Origin of the sequence: Lentzea sp. NPDC051208, from assembly GCF_040682435.1 — a bacterium.
Taxonomy (GTDB): domain Bacteria; phylum Actinomycetota; class Actinomycetes; order Mycobacteriales; family Pseudonocardiaceae; genus Lentzea; species Lentzea kristufekii.
This window is the reverse complement of sequence record NZ_JBFBAW010000025.1, coordinates 52,515-70,078: the sequence shown is the minus strand read 5'-3', so window position 1 is coordinate 70,078 and position 17,564 is coordinate 52,515. Positions and strand designations below refer to the sequence as shown.

19 protein-coding genes are annotated in these 17,564 nt (G+C 70.2%); 6 read left to right on the top strand and 13 right to left on the bottom strand.

From position 1 onward, the window contains the following. Positions 1 to 2: 2 nt before the first annotated feature. Together AB0M48_RS40105 and menD are read right to left on the bottom strand one after the other, a co-directional pair. Positions 3 to 1,505 (bottom strand): M1 family metallopeptidase, encoded by a 1,503-nt coding sequence (locus AB0M48_RS40105; RefSeq protein WP_363852807.1) that lies wholly within the window; start codon positions 1,503 to 1,505, stop codon positions 3 to 5. Positions 1,506 to 1,559: 54 nt separating this feature from the next. Further along, on the bottom strand, positions 1,560 to 3,131 hold the full coding sequence (gene menD / locus AB0M48_RS40100) for a 2-succinyl-5-enolpyruvyl-6-hydroxy-3-cyclohexene-1-carboxylic-acid synthase (protein ID WP_363852805.1): 1,572 nt from the start codon (positions 3,129 to 3,131) through the stop codon (positions 1,560 to 1,562). 237 nt (positions 3,132 to 3,368) lie between these two features. Here menD and AB0M48_RS40095 point away from each other — a divergent pair, with 237 nt between their 5' ends. From AB0M48_RS40095 to AB0M48_RS40080, 4 genes are all read left to right on the top strand, one after another. Next, the gene (locus tag AB0M48_RS40095; RefSeq protein WP_363852802.1) at positions 3,369 to 4,271 is read left to right on the top strand and encodes a 1,4-dihydroxy-2-naphthoyl-CoA synthase; all 903 of its coding nucleotides are present in this window, start codon (positions 3,369 to 3,371) and stop codon (positions 4,269 to 4,271) included. Positions 4,272 to 4,281: 10 nt separating this feature from the next. Next, a complete protein-coding gene (gene menE / locus AB0M48_RS40090) occupies positions 4,282 to 5,313 on the top strand; it encodes an o-succinylbenzoate--CoA ligase (protein ID WP_363852799.1) in 1,032 nt (343 codons plus the stop codon). A gap of 79 nt (positions 5,314 to 5,392) precedes the next feature. After that, positions 5,393 to 6,493 (top strand): hypothetical protein, encoded by a 1,101-nt coding sequence (locus AB0M48_RS40085; protein ID WP_363852796.1) that lies wholly within the window; start codon positions 5,393 to 5,395, stop codon positions 6,491 to 6,493. Between the two features lie 46 nt (positions 6,494 to 6,539). Continuing rightward, positions 6,540 to 7,412: a 1,4-dihydroxy-2-naphthoate polyprenyltransferase gene (locus tag AB0M48_RS40080; protein ID WP_363852793.1), complete on the top strand. Its 873-nt coding sequence runs from the start codon at positions 6,540 to 6,542 to the stop codon at positions 7,410 to 7,412. 47 nt (positions 7,413 to 7,459) lie between these two features. On the opposite strand, the gene AB0M48_RS40075 is transcribed toward AB0M48_RS40080, so the two are convergent. The 10 genes from AB0M48_RS40075 to AB0M48_RS40030 all read right to left on the bottom strand — a co-directional run bounded on the left by AB0M48_RS40075 (position 7,460) and on the right by AB0M48_RS40030 (position 15,427). After that, positions 7,460 to 7,756, bottom strand: coding sequence for a hypothetical protein (locus AB0M48_RS40075; RefSeq protein WP_363852790.1), 297 nt, complete (start codon positions 7,754 to 7,756; stop codon positions 7,460 to 7,462). A gap of 122 nt (positions 7,757 to 7,878) precedes the next feature. Continuing rightward, complete coding sequence (locus tag AB0M48_RS40070) at positions 7,879 to 8,280, bottom strand: hypothetical protein (RefSeq protein WP_363852788.1); 402 nt, start codon at positions 8,278 to 8,280, stop codon at positions 7,879 to 7,881. After that, on the bottom strand, positions 8,280 to 8,726 hold the full coding sequence (locus tag AB0M48_RS40065; RefSeq protein WP_363852785.1) for a hypothetical protein: 447 nt from the start codon (positions 8,724 to 8,726) through the stop codon (positions 8,280 to 8,282). The genes AB0M48_RS40070 and AB0M48_RS40065 overlap by 1 nt, the downstream gene beginning before the upstream one ends. A gap of 1 nt (position 8,727) precedes the next feature. Next, positions 8,728 to 9,711 carry a hypothetical protein gene (locus tag AB0M48_RS40060; RefSeq protein ID WP_363852782.1) on the bottom strand — a complete coding sequence of 328 codons (984 nt, stop codon included), beginning with the start codon at positions 9,709 to 9,711 and terminating at the stop codon, positions 8,728 to 8,730. Next, positions 9,708 to 10,124, bottom strand: coding sequence for a hypothetical protein (locus AB0M48_RS40055; RefSeq protein WP_363852779.1), 417 nt, complete (start codon positions 10,122 to 10,124; stop codon positions 9,708 to 9,710). The genes AB0M48_RS40060 and AB0M48_RS40055 overlap by 4 nt, the downstream gene beginning before the upstream one ends. Beyond that, positions 10,124 to 13,216, bottom strand: a complete 3,093-nt coding sequence (locus AB0M48_RS40050) for a hypothetical protein (RefSeq protein WP_363852776.1) — start codon at positions 13,214 to 13,216, stop codon at positions 10,124 to 10,126. The genes AB0M48_RS40055 and AB0M48_RS40050 overlap by 1 nt, the downstream gene beginning before the upstream one ends. Continuing rightward, entirely contained in the window at positions 13,213 to 13,518 is a 306-nt protein-coding gene (locus tag AB0M48_RS40045) for a hypothetical protein (protein ID WP_363852773.1), read from the bottom strand. Before AB0M48_RS40045 ends, AB0M48_RS40050 begins: the two co-directional genes overlap by 4 nt. Before the next feature lie 55 nt (positions 13,519 to 13,573). After that, on the bottom strand, positions 13,574 to 14,662 hold the full coding sequence (locus AB0M48_RS40040) for a PLP-dependent cysteine synthase family protein (RefSeq protein WP_319989023.1): 1,089 nt from the start codon (positions 14,660 to 14,662) through the stop codon (positions 13,574 to 13,576). A gap of 26 nt (positions 14,663 to 14,688) precedes the next feature. Continuing rightward, complete coding sequence (locus AB0M48_RS40035) at positions 14,689 to 14,958, bottom strand: DUF4229 domain-containing protein (protein ID WP_363852769.1); 270 nt, start codon at positions 14,956 to 14,958, stop codon at positions 14,689 to 14,691. A gap of 4 nt (positions 14,959 to 14,962) precedes the next feature. Next, the gene (locus tag AB0M48_RS40030) at positions 14,963 to 15,427 is read right to left on the bottom strand and encodes an Lrp/AsnC family transcriptional regulator (protein WP_030478192.1); all 465 of its coding nucleotides are present in this window, start codon (positions 15,425 to 15,427) and stop codon (positions 14,963 to 14,965) included. Between the two features lie 321 nt (positions 15,428 to 15,748). Between AB0M48_RS40030 and AB0M48_RS40025 the strand changes: the two genes are divergently transcribed. After that, the gene (locus AB0M48_RS40025) at positions 15,749 to 15,955 is read left to right on the top strand and encodes a BldC family transcriptional regulator (RefSeq protein ID WP_030473853.1); all 207 of its coding nucleotides are present in this window, start codon (positions 15,749 to 15,751) and stop codon (positions 15,953 to 15,955) included. A gap of 56 nt (positions 15,956 to 16,011) precedes the next feature. Further along, the gene (locus AB0M48_RS40020; RefSeq protein ID WP_086667950.1) at positions 16,012 to 16,179 is read left to right on the top strand and encodes a hypothetical protein; all 168 of its coding nucleotides are present in this window, start codon (positions 16,012 to 16,014) and stop codon (positions 16,177 to 16,179) included. A 54-nt stretch (positions 16,180 to 16,233) separates the two neighbouring features. On the opposite strand, the gene AB0M48_RS40015 is transcribed toward AB0M48_RS40020, so the two are convergent. Next, positions 16,234 to 17,550: an AAA family ATPase gene (locus AB0M48_RS40015; protein ID WP_363852764.1), complete on the bottom strand. Its 1,317-nt coding sequence runs from the start codon at positions 17,548 to 17,550 to the stop codon at positions 16,234 to 16,236. Between the last annotated feature and the right edge of the window lie 14 nt (positions 17,551 to 17,564).

The following is a 17,564-nucleotide window of genomic DNA, read 5'->3' as shown; positions in this document are numbered from 1 at the left end:
AGTTACTTGTGGGCGTCCAGCAGTTCGTGCGTCAGCTTGATCTTGGCGCGCGACTTCGGCTCCGCGGTGACCGACAGCGTCTTCGACGCCACGTCGGCCGAACGGCCGGGGGCCTCGGCCGGCTTGCCCTTGGTGAACAGCCACGTCTGGAAGAGCTGGTCGAGCTGCTGACCGGAGACCCGCTCCGCCAGGGCGATGAACTCCTCGACGGTGGCGTCCGAGTACTTCTTCTCCGCGACCCAGGTCTTCAGGATCTCGAAGAACTTCTCGTCGCCGACGGCCACGCGCAGGGCGTGGACGGCCAGCGCACCGCGGTCGTAGACGGCGCCGTCGAACACGTTCGCCGCACCGGGGTCGCCGGGCAGGACGTTCCAGAACTCGCTGTCTGCCGGGTACGAGTCGTAGGTGAAGTCGGCGTTCTCCTGCGCCGTGCCCTCACCGACGTGCTCCGACCACAGGAACTCGGCGTAGGAGGCGAAGCCCTCGTTCAGCCAGATGTCCTTCCAGTGGTGGACGGACACGGAGTCGCCGAACCACTGGTGGGCGATCTCGTGCGCGACGACGTAGGTGTTGGCGCCGCGGCGGAAGAACGCGTCGTCGTAGTTCGAGCGGGTCTGGTTCTCCAGCGCGTAGCCGAGGTCCGGCGTCACGACGCCGCCCTGCGCTTCGAACGGGTACGGGCCGAAGTTGTCCGCCAGGAACTCGGTGACCTCGGGCGTGCGCTCGATGCTCGCCTTGGCCGCGTCGGTGTGCTCGCCGAGGCGCTCGGAGTAGGCGTTCAGGACGGGCTGGCCGTTGGGCGCGGTGGACTGGCGGATCTCGAACTGGCCGATCGACAGGAACGTCAGGTACGTCGCCTGCGGCTTGGTGCTGCGCCAGTTCCAGCGGGTGTAGCCGTTGATCTGGCCGGTCTGGCCGACGAACGTGCCGTTCGAGATCGCCTCGACGCCGGTCGGGACGGCGACGTTGACGTCGAAGGTGGCCTTGTCGGTCGGGTGGTCGTTGGCCGGGTACCACCACGCCGAGATCTCCGGCTCGCCGATGGCCAGGGCGCCGTCGGGGGTCTTCGTCCAGGCCGTGTAGCCGTTGCGGTCCTTCACGGTGGACGGCGAGTCGGCGTACGTGACGACGATCGTCAGGTCCTGGCCCTTGCGGACGCCGCCGCGCGGGGTGAGCGTGAGCTCGCCGTCGTCGGAGACGAACGAGGCCGGCGCGTTGTTGACCCGGACCGACTTCACCCTGAGCAGGAAGTCCAGGTTGAACTGCGTGAGGTCCTGCGTGGCCTTGGCCAGGATCGTCGTCGTGCCCGAGAGCTGGTCGCCGTTCGGGTTGTAGTTGAGCCTGATGTCGTAGTGGGAGACGTCGTACCCGCCGTTCCCGTAGGTCGGGAAGTACGGGTCGCCGACGCCGGGAGCGCCCGGAGACGCCGCCAGCGCCGCTCCCGCGAAGAGCGTCATCGCGGCCGCGGACGCCACCGCGGCCGTCGCCTTGGTTCTGATCGACATGCGGCGGACGCTAACCAGACGATCAAGAACCAGCCACCGACTTACGTATGTTTCCTATCTGGTGAAAGCGTTTGACACAGTCGCCTTCAGACGCTGGTGCAGCGTGCGCAGTTCGTCGCGTTTTGCCTGCACTTCGACCACTTGGAGGCCCTTCGGTGCCGCAATCGCGCTACGGAACGCCTCCTGATCGTCCACTGTGGAGTGCGCAATTCGGTAGCCCGCGCACAAAGCGCTCAGGTCAGTTCCGTGCGGAGTGCCGAAAATCCGTTCGAAACTTCCGCCGTACTCCGGAGCGCCCTGTTCCAGCAACGAGAAGATCCCGCCCCCGTCGTCGTTGAGGACGACGATCGTGAGGTCCGGCAGGCGGTCGGCGAGCAGGCCGTTGCTGTCGTGCAGGAACGTCAGGTCGCCCATCAGCGCGTACGCGGGGCCCCCGTGCTGCCAGGCGAGCCCGATGGCCGTGGAAACGCTCCCGTCGATGCCCGCGGCACCGCGGTTGGCGTGCACGACGACGTCCGAGCGGCGTTCGGACGCGAAGTCGACGTCGCGGATCGGGTTGGACGAGCCCACGAACAGCAGCGAACCGGACGGCATCGCCTGCATCAGGTCGCGCGCGACGTGCAGGCCGGTCGGCCACGGCGCGGCGTCCAGCAGGTCGTCGACGGCCACGCTGACGCTCTTCACCGCGCTCTGCCACGCCTGCAGCCACTCGCCGTCGGTCGCGGCAGGCTCGGGCAGCCAGGTGGAGGCTCGCGTGGCGGTGAACGGGACGTCCGGCCACTGGGCCTGGTCACCCACGGCGTGCACGATTGGAGTCGCTCCAAGCACCGCCTGCTGACCCCTCGACAGGGTGACGCGACCGACGACGAGCACCGCGTCGGGCCGCAGGTGCTCCGGCAGGCCCGCGTTGAGCAGCAACGACCCGTGTCGCAGGCCACCGGGCGCGGTCGGCTCGGCGATCACCGGCCAGCCGAGCCGCGAGGCCTTCAGCAGCCGTTCCGGGCGGTCGTCCCCGAGCAGCACCAGCGTGCGGGCGGGCAGCGAGGAGGGCCTGGTCTCGACGGTGAACGTGCGATCCGTCTCCGTCCACGCGCCGCGATCCGAGGAGGGCCACAACTCGTCGGACGGCGTCAGAGGCGGCCGGAAAGGCACGTTGACGTGCGACGGGCCGTCCGTGGCGATGGCGCGGCAGATCAACGACCGCGTCACGGCCTCATCGGCGCCTTCCGGCATGTGCAGCGTCGGGATGCCGAGGACGTCGTGCTGGTTGATCGTCTGGCTGGAGCCGGTGCGGTAGAGGTCGACCGGACGGTCCGCGGTCAGCGCGATCAGCGGCACGTTCGTCAGCTGCGCCTCGACGACCGCGGGGTGCAGGTTCACGACGGCGGTGCCGCTCGTGCACGTCACCACGGCCGGCTCACCGGTCTTCGCGAGGCCCAGAGCGAGGAATCCGCCGCTGCGCTCGTCGATGCGCACGTGCACCGTGAGCAGGCCTTTCTGCTCGGCCTGGTGCAGCGCGAACGACAGCGGGGCGTTGCGCGAACCGGGGCACAGGACGGCGTGACGCACGCCGTTGCGCACCAGTTCGTCGACGATCACCCTCGCCTGCGTCGTGGACGGGTTCATCCCCCAATTGTCACCGGACCGCGCTGAGAGGTCACCCGCTGGTCTCAGGAGCGAAAGGCCAGTGCCGCGACCGGCAGCCTTTGCCCCGTATTTCGGCGGTCAGACGGGTGCATCGCGGTGCCGGCCCCACGTCCTCATCCTGGTTGGATTCGGGCGTGGGGCCGGTGCCGCGAGGCGCCCTGCTGAACGCCGGAAGGCGCGGCGAAGGTTGCCGGTCGCGGCACTAGAGTCTGGTCCGTGGCAGATCAGGAGCTCTTCGACCCGTCGTTGTGGAAGCCGATCGAGGGCTTCGACTTCACCGACATCACGTACCACCGCGCGCTCGACCAGGGCACCGTCCGCATCGCGTTCAACCGGCCCGAGGTGCGCAACGCGTTCCGGCCGCACACGGTGGACGAGCTGTACCGGGCACTGGACCACGCGCGGATGTCGTCCGACGTCGGATGCGTGCTGCTGACCGGCAACGGGCCGAGCCCCAAGGACGGCGGCTGGGCCTTCTGCAGTGGCGGTGACCAGCGAATTCGTGGCCGCAGCGGCTACCAGTACGCCTCCGGTGAGACGGCCGAGAGCGTCGACCCGGCGCGCGCGGGCCGGTTGCACATCCTGGAGTGCCAGCGGCTGATCAGGTTCATGCCGAAGGTCGTCATCGCGGTCGTGCCCGGCTGGGCCGCGGGCGGCGGGCACAGCCTGCACGTGGTGTGCGACCTCACGATCGCGAGCGCCGAGCACGCCAAGTTCAAGCAGACCGACGCGGACGTCGGCTCGTTCGACGGCGGCTACGGGTCGGCCTACCTCGCCCGGCAGGTCGGGCAGAAGTTCGCCCGCGAGATCTTCTTCCTCGGCCGCACGTACTCGGCCGAGGACATGTACAAGATGGGCGCGGTCAACGAGGTCGTGCCGCACGCCGAGCTGGAGACCACGGCGCTGCGGTGGGCGCGCGAGATCAACGGCAAGTCGCCGACCGCCCAGCGGATGCTGAAGTACGCGTTCAACCTGATCGACGACGGTCTCGTGGGACAGCAGATCTTCGCCGGCGAGACGACGCGGCTCGCGTACATGACCGACGAGGCGGTCGAGGGCCGCGACTCGTTCCTGGAGAAGCGCGCCCCGGACTGGTCGAACTACCCGTACTACTTCTGAGCAGGTGCCCATGCTCGACGAACTGCGCGCGGCCCTGGCCGGTGGCGAACCCCTGGTCGACGGCCCGCTCGACGGCTGGGAGAAGCGGGCCGTCCTCGGTGTGCCGACCTCCGGGTCGACCGGCGAGCCGAAGACGGTGCTGCTCGACGCGGACGCCCTGACGACGTCCGCGGAGGCCACCCACGAGCGGCTGGGCGGGCCCGGCACGTGGCTGCTGGCGTTGCCGACCGGCCACATCGCCGGCGCGCAGGTGCTGGTGCGGTCGATCGTCGCCGGCACCACGCCCGGCGTGCTCGACATGTCGAAGGGCTTCCGCGCCATGGGTTTCGCACAGGCCGCGCGACCGGTGCTGGCCCAGCCTGGACGCCACTACACGGCGCTCGTGCCGACCCAGCTCTCCCGGCTCGTCGTGGGCGAGGGGCCGGGCCTGGAGGCGCTGCGGCAGTTCGACGGCGTGCTGATCGGCGGGGCGGCCACCCCGCCGACGCTGTTGCAGCAGGCGCGCGCTCTGGGCGTGCAGGTCGTCACGACGTACGGCATGAGCGAGACGTCCGGCGGGTGCGTGTACGACGGCGAACCGCTGCGGGACGTCTCGTTGCGCACCGACGACCTGATCGAGATCAGCGGGCCGGTGCTGGCGCTGGGCTATCGCGGCAACCCGGAGCCGTTCGGCGAGTGGTTCCGCACCGGCGATCTCGGACGGCTGCGCGACGGGCGGCTGGAGGTGCTGGGACGCGCGGACGACGTGATCGTCACGGGCGGCGAGAAGGTGCCGCCGGTGCTGGTGGAACGGGCTCTGGCGACCGTCGAGGGCGTGCTGGAGGCGTGTGTGGTCGGCGTGCCGGACGACGAGTGGGGCCAGGTCGTGGCCGCTGTCGTCGTCGCGCGCGGGGCGGAGCCGTCGGTCGACGAGTTGAGGGCCGTGGTGGTCGAGGCCGTGGGACGGGCGGCGGCGCCGAAGCTGGTGCGGTTCGTGCACGAGCTGCCGTTGCGCGGGCCCGGCAAAGTCGACCGAACGGCTGTTGTCGCGTCTTTTAGGTGAACCTTTACCGCTGAGGACAACCCTCGCCGCGAAGCGTGCGGAAACCCTAGCCGCGCGCGTTAGCGATGGGGGTTTCTTCATGCGCTACCTGATACCGCTGGTCGCGGGCGCCGCTCTGGTGGCCGGACTGGCGTCTCCCGCCCAGGCGGCCCCTGCCTCGAACGAGTGGACCGCCGACGTCAGCGGCCGCGCCGTCACGTGGGGCGGTTCCCCGCGCACGGGCCTGATCGAGCTCGGCTCGCACAGACTCGCCCAGCCCGCCAACGCGGTCACGGCGGCGGTGACCGGCGATGGTGTCGTCGACGTGCGCGGCCTGCGTGCGGACGGTCAGTGGACCGAGTGGCTGGAGGCGCCGGCGACGTTGCCGGTGACCACGTCCACCATCGAGACCCGCGTGGTTTTGAGCAGTGGCAAGGCATCGCGGGTGAAGCTGACCGCGAAGCAGGTGCCCGCGACCGTGGCCGCGGACGACGTCTCCGTTGCGGCGGCTGGACGTTCGTACCGCGTGTACGCGACGCGAGAGGGCCTCGTCGGTGGCACCACGGCGAACGGGCACGTGATCCGTTCGCGCGACCACTTCGTGGCACTGCCGTCGCGGCGTGGCCTGGCGGCCAAGAACTCCGGCAACTACAGCGTGCAGGTGTGCGCGTCGAACGGCCGTTGTGAATGGGCGCCCGTGTGGGACGTCGGCCCGTGGAACACCAAGGACGACTACTGGAACCCGTCCGCGACCCGTGAGATGTGGAAGGACCTGCCGCAGGGCAAGCCCCAGGCGCAGGCCGCGTACGAGAACAACTACAACGGCGGCAAGGACCAGTTCGGGCGCGAGGTCGCCAACCCGGCGGGCATCGACCTCGCCGACGGCACGTTCTGGGACGGCCTCAAGCTGACCACGAACTCCTGGGTGACCGTGACGTACCTGTGGACCGGCTCCGGTCCTGTCGGGACGGTCCGCACGTCCGACGCCGCCGGCACGGTGAACGTCCGCAGCGGCGCCACCTCCACGGCGTCGCAGGTCGGCGTCGCCGCGAACTACGCGCAGGTCAGGGTGACCTGCCAGCTCACCGGCCAGTCGGTGACGGGCACGCAGGGCACCTCGAACGTCTGGTACCGCATCGCGTCCGGCAAGCACATCGCGAAGGCGTACGTGGCGGGCGTCTCAGGCGCCACTGCCTGCTGATACACCCCTTGGCGGGTCCTCAGGAGCCATACCGGAGGATGTGGGCATGGCCTCAGTCGTCCAGTGGATCCAGGGGACCCGCCCGCGCACGCTGCCGAACTCGATCGCACCGGTGGTCGTGGGAGCCGCTGCGGCGCACCACATCGACGAGTTCAACGTGCTCTACACGGTGCTCGCGCTGATCGTCTCGGTCGCGTTCCAGGTCGGCGTGAACTTCGCGAACGACTACTCCGACGGCATCCGCGGCACGGACGACAACCGGGTGGGGCCGTTCCGCCTGACCGGGTCGGGTGCGGCCGAGGCGTCGAAGGTGCGGCTGGCGGCGTTCATCTCGCTCGGCGTGGGCGCGCTGGCCGGTGTCGTGCTGGTGGTGTTGTCCGGGTACTGGTGGCTGCTCGCGTTCGGTGCCGTGTGCATCGCGGGGGCGTGGTTCTACACGGGCGGCAAGCGTCCGTACGGCTACGCGGGCCTCGGCGAGATCGCGGTGTTCCTCTTCTTCGGCCCGGCCGCGGTGCTGGGCACGCTGTACGTGCAGACCGGCGAGATCACCGGCATCGGCATCGGGGCGTCCATCGCGATGGGGTCGATCTCGGCCGCGGTGCTGGTGGCGAACAACCTGCGCGACATCCCGACGGACGCCGTGTCGGGCAAGCGGACCCTGGCCGTGGTGCTGGGCGACAAGGACACGCGCAGGCTGTACTTGGCACTGGTGGCCGTGCCGTTCCTGATCGCGCTGGGCATGGTCGTGCGGGTGCCGTACGCGTTGCTCGGGTTCCTCGCGGCGCCGGTGCTGCTGCCCGCCGTGCGGCGGGTGGCCGCCGGGCGTGGTGGCCGTGACCTGATCCCGGTGCTGCAGTTCACCGGGATCGCGATGCTGGCCTGGGCCGTGCTGGTCAGCGCCGGTCTGGTGCTGGACTGACGGTGAACCGTTGCACCGCAACGACCACCGACCAAACTGACGAAGCACTACCGGCCGGACGCGCGGCGGCGTCGGGCTCGCGCGATGTGGACCCACATGGCGACCACTCCCACCGGGATGTAGATCACCTGCCAGACGATGATCTCCATGGTCGTCGTGGCGTCCAACCGCCCCGCCACAGCCCACGCCACGAAGGCGGACACCACCGCGCCGAGGAGGGTGGCCGGCACGGGGTGCCTGACGGCCCACGCGTCCATCGCTGCCGAACGCTCGGCATCCCGCTTCGCGGCCTCCGGGCCACGGATCTTCCTGCCCAGCTCGCGACCGAATCGCAGGGCCCCCATGATGTTTCTCCTCTCGGCGCTGCGAGAGGGTTAACCGGAACCGCGGTCCGCCAACCGCTCCCGATCCGATGCGCCCCGTCCGGTCACGTCTCCCCGACGACCTGACGTAGCACTACCAGGTATCACCAGGCGTCCTCGGTGAACTGCACGGGCTCGTCGTCGTCCGTTCGCGCGGGCCTGCGCGGGGGTGGCGGCGGGGCCGTCTCGCCCTTGATCAGCTCGTCCAGCCGGACGCGGTCGGCGTCGAGTGCCTGGCGCACCAGCGGATCGTGGGCCGCCTCGCCGGTGAGGACCTGCCGCCAGCTCAGGCCGGCGCCGCGCGCGATGCGGTCCGCGAGCTGACGCATCGCCGGTGAGGCCTCGCTGGACTTGGCGAACTGCATGACCCTGCGGATGTCCTCAGTGGACGGTTCCTTGCCCTTGAGGCCCTGCTGGGCGGTCCGCATCGCGCGGTCCGCCTCGGCGACCGCGTTCTTCAAGAAGTCCTCCGCCGCGAGAACGTCCGGTGTTCGCCAGGCCGACATCACCACTTGTCCTCCGTGAAGATGTCGGGGTCGAGCTGGTCACCGTCGTCCCCGTCCCTGCGCGGCCGCTGCGCCTCCATGATCTCCTCGGCGGTCATGCCCTCCTGCAGCATCTGGAACGCCTGCTTCATCTTGTTGACGTTCTCCTGCTGCATGGCCTGCACGTCGGGGTCCTGCGCGGCCTTGCCGGAGACGACGTCCTCCCAGGTGAACTCGCCCGCGTCCACCTTGCGCTTCAACGCTTTGAGCTGTTCGGGCGCGTCCCGTTCCTGCGCGGCCCGTTCGACCTGCTGGGCGATCGCCTTGAAGTCGACGGGCGGGACGGGCGGCAGCGGCGTTTCCTTGAGGCGGTTCGCGAGGTCCTGCGCCTCCTTGAAGCGCGCGTCGACCTGCGCCTCGGCCGCTCGCAGCTCCGCGGACTTCCAGCTGTCGTTCGGGGTGGTCATCTCAGTTCTCCCTCGCGAAGAGCCCGCGCTGGATCGGCCTGGCGTCACCGCGGATGTCACTCACCTCGTTGCGCTGAGCGAGGGTGCGCCACTGCCGGAAGTCTACTTCGGACAGACCCAGCTGCTGCGCCGTTTCGTAGTTCTCGCCGACGAAGTGCAGCACGGCCTGCTCGCCGAGGACGCCGATGATCTCGAACTCCGCACCCCGGTACGTGCAGAGCGTGCGGACCAGTTGAAGGTCCTCGACGACCGCGTCCGGCACCTCGAGGAACTGGACGCCGCCCTCCTCGGTGAAGTCCGGCGGCGCGGGCTGCCCGGCGAGCGGGTGCAGGAGGACCGATCCGGGTGCGGGCCCGAAGTCGATGTCGAAGTCCTGGCCCCGGTACTTGCCGATCAGTCCACGGCGGACGGTCGGCCGGTGCGGAACCGGTGCCTGCCAGTACTTCCCGGGACCGAAGCCGACGTCACCGGTCGGGATCCAGCCGGTCTGCCGGTTGACGTACTTGCCGACGCTGCGGCCGGTGCCGTCCGGTTCGAAGCGCCAGAGTTCCGTGCCCGCCGGGAGTTCCGCGAGCTCCATGACGTACTCGGGGACGGGGTTGGCGCTCGGCGTGTATCCCGTGCCGGTGAACGGGAGCGGGTAGACGCGGGTGGTGCCCATCTTCTGCGCGCCGTCGAGCGTCGGGCCGCCGAAGCTCGTGTCGAAGAGCTCGGTGGTGTGGGCCAGGAAGCGCAGCAGGTACTGCGTGCCCTTCGGCCAGTCCGCGACCTTGTCGACGCCGAAGACCTCCGCGAACTGGTCGGAGGTGCCCTGCGGGAAGTCCTGACCGCGCGTCACGAACCCGGCGGCCCGGTGCGGCTCGAACTTGCCGGGCACCACGACGTTGCCCAGGTAGAGCTGCGCGATCGCGGGGTGGACGATCTTCTGCAGGATCGTCTCCGGCCCGATGCCGGCCGCCTTGCGCACGGCCTGAGGGGTGCTCATCCCGCGTTCTTCTCCTTCCACCGCGCCAGGAAATCGGTGCGGTCGACCTGCACGTCAGTGAGCTCGCCGACGTCGAGCGTGGCCGTGTAGCCGTTGTACTGGTCGCCTTCGAGCCCGTTCTGCGCGGCCCACACGTACTCGCCGCCCGCGTACCCGGCCTCGGCCTTGCCGTTGTCAGTCCTGATGACGTTGAACGGCTGCCCGCGCCAGGTGGCCTTCATCGTCTCGCGGTACCAGGCGTCGAGGTCCGCGACGGCCACGGTCTTGAGCTCGCGGTTGCCGTACGTCTGGAACCCTTCGGCGTTGGCGTAGGTGACACCCGGGATCTTGCGGATCCAGACGTCGTCCCCCTCGCTGCCCGCGAAGTAGACCTCGCCGCGGTACTCGGCCATCTCCTGGGAGTAGTAGGTCATCAGAGCTTCGTCCAGCCGAACTTGCGGTCGTACACGGCGTGCAGTTTCTCAGTTCCGTCCGCGTTGACCTGCCAGATCTCGGCACGATCGGGCAACGGTGTGCCGCCGTCGACGCGCCACTCCGGCATGCCGCCCATCGTGTACCCGGTGCCGGTGAACGGGTCGTAGCCGTCGTAGACCTTGGCCGACCCGCCGGCCGCCGCCATCTGCTTCTGCGACGCCTCGTAGTGCGCCTGCTCCTGCGGCGACTGGTACGCGCCCTCCGGCTGCGGTCCGACCAGGTTGTAGTCGGGCACGTCCTTCTTCGGCCCGCCGAACGGCACGTTGTGCGCGCCCGCGTTCTGGTCGGTGACCTCGTAGCGGAGCTGCATCGCGTTCGGCGCGCCCTCGGGGATGGGCGTCCAGCCCTTGCCCTTGTCGTCGAGCGCGAGGCCGTCCCGCAGGCCCTGCGGGGTGTTGACGTCGACCACGTCCTGGCCGCGGGCGACCGAGCCGCCCATCTGGTTCTGCCAGGTCTCCTTCTGGCTGCCGGGGGCGTGCGGCTGGTCGGGCAGGTAGGTGCTGAGGGCGCTCTGGTTGAGGGCCTTGGTGACGATGTCGCCGGTGTCGACTTTGATCTGGTTGCGGACGTCGGCCACGTGCTGGGCCTCGTCCGCGCTCAGGTCGGTGGACAGCTTCTGGCTCAGCTCGACGTAGCGGTCGCGGTCGGCCGGGTTGGGCAGGATCTGGTCCAGCTGGTGCTGGTAGCCCTGGCCCTGCGCGGCCATCGCGGCGGCGTCGAAGTGGCCCTTGAGGTCCGGGCCGGTGGGCGGCGGCGTGCTGCCGCCGTCACCGTTGCCGTTCTGTCCGGGGGTGGCGTCGTCGTTGCCGGGCTTGGGGTCGGTGTCGTTCCCGGCCGGGGTGTTGTCCTGGCCGGGCTGGGGGTCGGCGGGCCTGACGTCTTCGGCGCCGCTCGTGTCGGTGTCGTGGGGCTTGGTGTCTTCGGGACGCGTATCGGTGTCGTGTGGCTTGGCGTCGCCGTCGTGGGGCTTCGGGTCGCTGTCGTGCGGCTTGGTGTCCGTCGACCCGTTGGGCGCGGTGTCGTGGGGACGCGTGCCGCCGTCGGCCGGAGTGCCGCCGTCGTGGGGACGCTGGGACGACGAGTCGGTCGGCGTGGTGCCGGACGGCGCCGAGTGGTCCGCGCCCGCCGTGGGGCTCGGGTGGCCGGGAGGCGAAGGCAATCCGCCACCGGCCGAAGCGCCCCCGTCGTGGGGACGCGAGGGCGACGAGTCGGACGGCGTGGTGCCGGACGGCGCCGAGTGGTCCGCGCCCGCCGTGGGGCTCGGGTGGCCGGGAGGCGACGGCAGGCCGCCGCCCGCGCTCGGAGCCGGGTGGCCGGGAGGCGACGGGAGACCGCCTCCGGTGTTGGTGGGAGGCGGGGCCGTTGCCGTGCCGGAGCTGGCGCTCGGGTGTTCAGGGGGCGTCGGAAGCCCGCCGCCTGCGCCACCGGGCGTCGGGTGGGTGCCGGGGGCGCCCGAGTTGGGCGGGGTCGGCAAGCCCGCACCGCCTGGGTGCGTTCCCGCAGAACCCGGGGTCGGGTGCGTGCCGGAGCCCGGAGTCGTGTGCGAGCCCGCGCCTGGGGTCGGGTGCGTGCCCGCGGCACCTGGGTGGCTGCCCGAGGTGCCGGGGCCGGACGGCGGCGTGGGCAGGCCCGAGCCGGGGCGGGTGCCGGCGGGCGGCGTTCCCTGGTTGGGCGGGGTGGGGAGGCCTGAGCCGTGGCCGGGAGGCGTGGGCAGGCCGGTGGGCTTGGGGGTGCCGGTCGGGCTGCCCGCGCTGGGAAACGCCGGGACGCCACCCGCGCCGGGACGGGAGCCTGAGCTCCTGGTCTGGTCGCCGCCGCCCGCACCGGGGGCCATCGGGGCGCCCATCGGCATCGCGCCGCCCATGGGGGTCTGGTGGGACGACGGCGGCGCCGCGGCGGGGGCCGCGCCTGCCGCGTGCGTGGTGTCCGGGCGGATCGGGGCACCCGGCGAGCCGGAGTGGCCGCCGGACGGAGCGCCGCCCGAACCGGAGCCGGGCATGGCGGTCGGAGCGCCACCGCCGCCTCCGCCCAGCGAAGGTGGTGCCGACGCGGCAGGGCCCGCCGCGGTCGCCGCGTGGGTGGTGGTGGGAGCGTCCGCGGAGGTGGGCAGGGTCGGCGGGGCGGCTACCGGGGCGCCGCCGGGTGCGACCGCGGAGACGGCGGCGGGTTTGGTGTCCTCCGTGCCGCCGGGCGGGGTGTAGATCTCGCGGACCTTCGAGCCGATGTCGTTGCCGCGGTCGGCGATCTCGGTGGCCGACTCCTTGATGGACGAGAAGTCGTCGTGGATGTCGTTCACGGCGTTGCGGACGTCGCGGCCCGCCTCGGCCACCTCCTGGGTGGCGTTCATCGCCTCGGCCAGGGAGTCGGCGTCCTTCAGCTTGCCGATGGCGGAGAAGACGCGGCCGACGGCGTCGAAGAGCGCCTTCACGTCGGAGATCAGCTTCTGGACCGTGTCGATGATGTCCATGACGCGCCGGTAGATCTGGTACGCGTTCCAGACCATCTCGGCGGCCTTGATCCAGCCGGCCACCGGGATCCAGACGGTGGCGGCGGCTTCGAGCAGCTTGTTGACCAGGTAGTCCAGCAGGCGAGCGGCTTGCTTGCCGAGGGCCTCGGCGCCGGACGCGACGGTGTCGAAGCCCTTCGCGATCAGCTGGGCCACGCCCATCTCGGCGAGGAGTCCGGCCTTCCAGCCGAGCGCGATGTACCTCTCGTGGGCGCGGGCCGCGTCGCCGTCCCAGTGGTCGCGCACCTTGCCCACGGCGTCGGTGAGGTTGTACGAGACGTCGTTCATGGCGTTGCCGACCATGCGCCACGCGTCGCCGTCGGCACGGATCTTCGACCAGTCGCCGGTGATCGGCGTGATGATCGCTGCGACCAGGCTTTCGCCGGTCACCGCCTCGAACACCCAGTTCACCGCCTGGACGCCCCAGCCCTGGTCGCGCAGGACGTCGTTGAGCGACGCCGTGTCGACCTCGGGCTGCTTGAGGGACGCGGCGACCGGGCGCGGGGACTGGTAGGCCGTCGTCACTTCAGCAACCCGTCGAAGATGCGCCGCTGAGCGGCGTCGATGTCGTCGTAGACCTTCGCCGTCGCGTCCACCGCCGTGGCCGCGCCCTCGAGCTTCGACTTGCCGAAGTCGAGCGACTCGTCGAACAGGGCCCGCACGACGTCCACACCTGGCTGCAGCAACGAGAGCAGGCCCGTGAAGCCCGCCTTGTCGCACGCCGTGGCGTGGACGTACTTGCGGATCGTCTCGAACTCTTTGGCCTCGGTGCGCAGGTACTCGGCGTACGCGCGCAACTCGGCCGCGTCGGTGAACAGCGACGACACAGCGTCCCCCCTGCGGACTCAGGTGCTCAGGTCACGCTGTGACGCACAGCTCTCGTCACCAGTTCCCCGTGCGGTGGAAGTTGTTCAGGCGTTCGAGGCACGGGGCGAGGTGCATGCCCTGTGCCGATACCCATGTGTCGTCGTAGTAGGTGTTCGCGTAACGCTCGCCACCGTCGCACAGCAGGGTCACCACACTCCCGCGAGTGCGAGACTGCCGCATCTCGGCCACGATCTGGAACGCTCCCCAGAGATTCGTCCCGGTGGACCCGCCGACCCGGCGGCCGAGCAGGTCCTCGACGTACCGGATCGTCGCGACGGACGCCGCGTCCGGCACCTTGATCATCCGGTCGATGACCTCGCCGATGAACGACGGTTCCACCCGCGGCCGGCCGATGCCCTCGATGCCGGAGCCCCTCGTCGCGACCAGGTCGCGGTTGCCGTCGCGCCACGCGTCGAAGAAGACCGAGTGCTCGGGGTCGACGACGGCCAGGCGCGTGTTCAGCTTCTGGTAGTGGATGTACCGGCCGATCGTGGCGGACGTGCCGCCCGTGCCCGCGCCGACGACGATCCAGTCGGGCTCCGGCGACGGCTCCAGCCTCATCTGCTCGAAGATCGACTCGGCGATGTTGTTGTTGCCCCGCCAGTCCGTCGCGCGCTCGGCGTGCGTGAACTGGTCCATGAAGTGGCCGCCGAGCTCGGCGGCCAGCCGGCGCGACTCGTCGTAGAGCGCCGAAGGCTCGTCGATGAAGTGGCACCTGCCGCCCTGGCGCTCGATCAGCGCGACCTTCTCCGCCGAGGTCGAGCGGGGCATCACCGCGATGAACGGCAGCCCCAGCAGCCGCGCGAAGTACGCCTCGGACACCGCCGTCGAACCGGAGGAGGCCTCGATCACGGGCGTGCCACCGGTGATCCAGCCGTTGCAGATCGCGTAGAGGAACAACGAGCGCGCCAACCGGTGCTTCAACGACCCGGTCGGGTGCGTCGACTCGTCCTTCAGGTAGAGGTCGATGCCCCACTCGAGCGGCAACGGGTAGCGCAGGAGGTGCGTGTCAGCGCTGCGGTTCGCGTCCGCCTCGATGATCCCGACGGCCTCGCACACCCAGTGCCTGGTCCTGCTGCAAACGCGGTCAACGGAGGTACTCACAGCGGCACGATAACCGCGCGAACGGCCTACGCCCGAGTGAGAGGACCTTCGTCACCACGCAGTTCGGAGCGCAGCTTGTCGCGCTCGGCCTTGCGCGCCGCCTGGTGCTCGCCCAGGCCCACCGCCACCCGCTGCCGCAACCCCTTGAAGATGAACAGCGAAGCCGGCAACGCCACGACCACGCCCACGGCGAGGGCGGGGAGCAAAGGAACCTTGACCAACATGAGCGCGCCCATCACCACGGCCACGAGGCCGAGGCGGGCGAGGACGTAGAGCGTCACATCACGAGCGAGCACCCGTTCAGGTTACGTCGCCTTCTTCGTCTCCGGTGTTCGGGCGCCCCTCGAACCTCGTGGAGAGCACCACGGTCGTACGCGTGCGGGCCACGCCGGGGATGCGCCGCAACCGCCCGAGAGCACGCTCCAGGTCGTCCACCGTCGACACCCTGACCTTCACGATGAACGACTCGTCGCCCGCGACCCGGTAGCAGGACTCGACCTCGTGCAGCTCGGCCAGCGCGACCGCGACCTCGTTGTCGTCCGCGATGTCGGTCGGATGGATGCCGATGAGCGCGGTCACGCCCAGACCGACCGCGCTGGGGTCGACAACGGCGTGGTAGCCGACGATCACACCGCTGGACTCGAGCTTCCCGACCCGCTCGTGCACGGCGGACGCGGACAGGCCGACCTGCCTGCCGAGGTCGGCGTACGTGGCCCGTCCGTTGGCCCGCAGGGCGGCGATGATCTGCCGATCAAGAGCATCCACCCGCGACACCCTATGCCTCACGCGTACACGCACGTAGCAGCGGTCACAGAAGCCGCGAGTCCCCGCCAACCGCCCACCCGCACAAGCCGCAGGTTCGCGCCGGGCACCCGGCCATACAAAGCCGCGAGTCCGCGCTGGCTACCCGGCCACGTGGGCTGCGAGTTCGCGTCGGTCGCCGCCGTCTGCGGAGCAGCGGCCATCAAACACTGTCCGGTTCGCCCCGCTCGTCCCTTACTACCTCTTTACCAAACAACAAGCGTTCGAGTACCTGATGGGTCAGATGCCACGATCAGACCGGAACGTCTGATCTGAGGAGGACGAGTGACTGCAGCCACCGAGCGGCTCTTGACGCCTGGGGAAGTCGCCAATCTGTTCCGGGTCGACCCGAAGACCGTGACCCGATGGGCCACCGCAGGTCGCATCGGCTCGATCCGCACCCCTGGAGGACATCGCAGGTTCCGTGAGACCGAGGTGAAGGCTCTGCTGTCGGAGCTCACGACCGAGGCAACTGAACCCGTTCGCCACTGAAACCGTATTACTCCTGTGCCGCGGGTAATCTCGTGGCAAAGGGAGGTGGCGACACGATGATCTACCTGCTGGCGGTGATCGGTGCGCTCACCGTGGCTGTGCTCGTGTGGCGAGCGTTCGCCCCGCAGCACTCGGAGTACACCCCAGGCCGCAAGGTGATCGCGCCCGACGACGACCCGGAGTTCCTGCGCAAGCTCGACGAGCAGCGCAAGCGCGACGAGTGAACGGAAAAGGGGCCCTGGTTCCAGGACCCCTTTCCGCCACTGTCGAGAACCCGTTCAGGAGTGCGGGAAGTCGTCCGCGACCACCGCGGCGAGTTCCAGCAAGGCCAGACGGGTCTCCGGCGCGAGCTGGTCCAGCGCGATCTCGGCGCCCTCTTCGAGGTGCGCGTCGAACGGCAGGCGGACCACGGCACGGCATCGCTGCTGGAAGTGCGCGGCGAGCTTGTCGAGGTCGACCTTGCCCGACTTCGGGCGCACCGAGTTGATCACGCAGACGGACTTCGCGACCAGGTCGCGGTAGCCGTGCGCCTCCAGCCAGTCGAGCGTGGCCGCCGACGTCTGCGCGCCGTCGACCGAGCCGGACGACACCAGGACCAGCGAGTCCGCCTCGTCCAGCACGCCCTTCATGGCGGAGTGCATCAAGCCGGTGCCGCAGTCGGTCAGCACGATGTTGTAGAAGTGCTCCAGCAACGCCACCGTGCGCCGGTAGTCGTCCTCGCTGAACGCCTCCGACACGGCCGGGTCCTGCTCGGACGCCAGCACCTCGAGCCGTGCGGGTGACTGCGAGGTGTACGCGCGCACGTCGCTGTACTTCGTGATCCGCGGGGCGTCGCGCAGCAGGTGACGCACGGTCGCCGTGGTCTCCCGCGGGATCTTCAACGCCAGCGTGCCGCGGTCGGGGTTCGCGTCGACGGCGACCACGCGGTCACCGCGCAGCGACGAGAACGTCGAGCCGAGCGTGGTGGTCGTCGTGGTCTTGCCGACACCGCCCTTGAGGGACAGCATCGCGATCTTGTAGCACCCGCGCAGCGGCTGGTTGATCCGCGCGATCAGCTCACGGCGCCGCACGTCGGCCGGGCTCTCGCCGAGGTTGATGGCACCGCCGGTGATCGAGTGCAGGGACTTGCGCCAGCCGGACGTCGGCGGACGCTTCTCCTTCTTGATCAGCTGCTGCGACGAGACGTCCTGCGCCTGCGAGCGGTACTGCTGCTGCGGGAAGTTGTTCGGGTACTGCTGGCCGGCGAAGTGGCCGTACTGCGCGGTGTTGTCGGGGCCGGCGCCCACCGGATGAGCACCCGACTGGCCGCCACCCACCTGGTACGCACCGGACTGCGAACCGGGCACCGGGTACGGACCCGACGCGTTGCCCGGCACCTGGTACGGGCCGGAGGCGCTGCCCGGCACCGGATACGGGCCGGAGGCGTTGCCGGGCGCCTGGTACGCGCCGGACTGGCCGGCCAGGTTGTACGGGCCTGATTGGCCGCCGCTGACGTGCTGCGGGCCGGACTGCTGCGGGTCGAGGTAGGCCGCCGCCTGCGGGTCGACGTACTGCGGGCCGGAGCCCTGTTCCTCACCCGGTGGTTGCCATGTCACCGCTGTGGCCCTCC

Excerpts from the sequence above, each read along its gene's own strand:
- menD (WP_363852805.1), bottom strand. The coding sequence starts at position 3,131 with ATGAACCCGTCCACGACGCAGGCGAGGGTGATCGTCGACGAACTGGTG.
- AB0M48_RS40065 (WP_363852785.1), bottom strand. The coding sequence starts at position 8,726 with ATGACCACCCCGAACGACAGCTGGAAGTCCGCGGAGCTGCGAGCGGCC.
- AB0M48_RS40070 (WP_363852788.1), bottom strand. The coding sequence starts at position 8,280 with ATGTCGGCCTGGCGAACACCGGACGTTCTCGCGGCGGAGGACTTCTTG.
- AB0M48_RS40060 (WP_363852782.1), bottom strand. The coding sequence starts at position 9,711 with ATGAGCACCCCTCAGGCCGTGCGCAAGGCGGCCGGCATCGGGCCGGAG.
- AB0M48_RS40080 (WP_363852793.1), top strand. The coding sequence starts at position 6,540 with ATGGCCTCAGTCGTCCAGTGGATCCAGGGGACCCGCCCGCGCACGCTG.
- AB0M48_RS40055 (WP_363852779.1), bottom strand. The coding sequence starts at position 10,124 with ATGACCTACTACTCCCAGGAGATGGCCGAGTACCGCGGCGAGGTCTAC.
- menE (WP_363852799.1), top strand. The coding sequence starts at position 4,282 with ATGCTCGACGAACTGCGCGCGGCCCTGGCCGGTGGCGAACCCCTGGTC.
- AB0M48_RS40105 (WP_363852807.1), bottom strand. The coding sequence starts at position 1,505 with ATGTCGATCAGAACCAAGGCGACGGCCGCGGTGGCGTCCGCGGCCGCG.
- AB0M48_RS40020 (WP_086667950.1), top strand. The coding sequence starts at position 16,012 with ATGATCTACCTGCTGGCGGTGATCGGTGCGCTCACCGTGGCTGTGCTC.
- AB0M48_RS40075 (WP_363852790.1), bottom strand. The coding sequence starts at position 7,756 with ATGGGGGCCCTGCGATTCGGTCGCGAGCTGGGCAGGAAGATCCGTGGC.
- AB0M48_RS40085 (WP_363852796.1), top strand. The coding sequence starts at position 5,393 with ATGCGCTACCTGATACCGCTGGTCGCGGGCGCCGCTCTGGTGGCCGGA.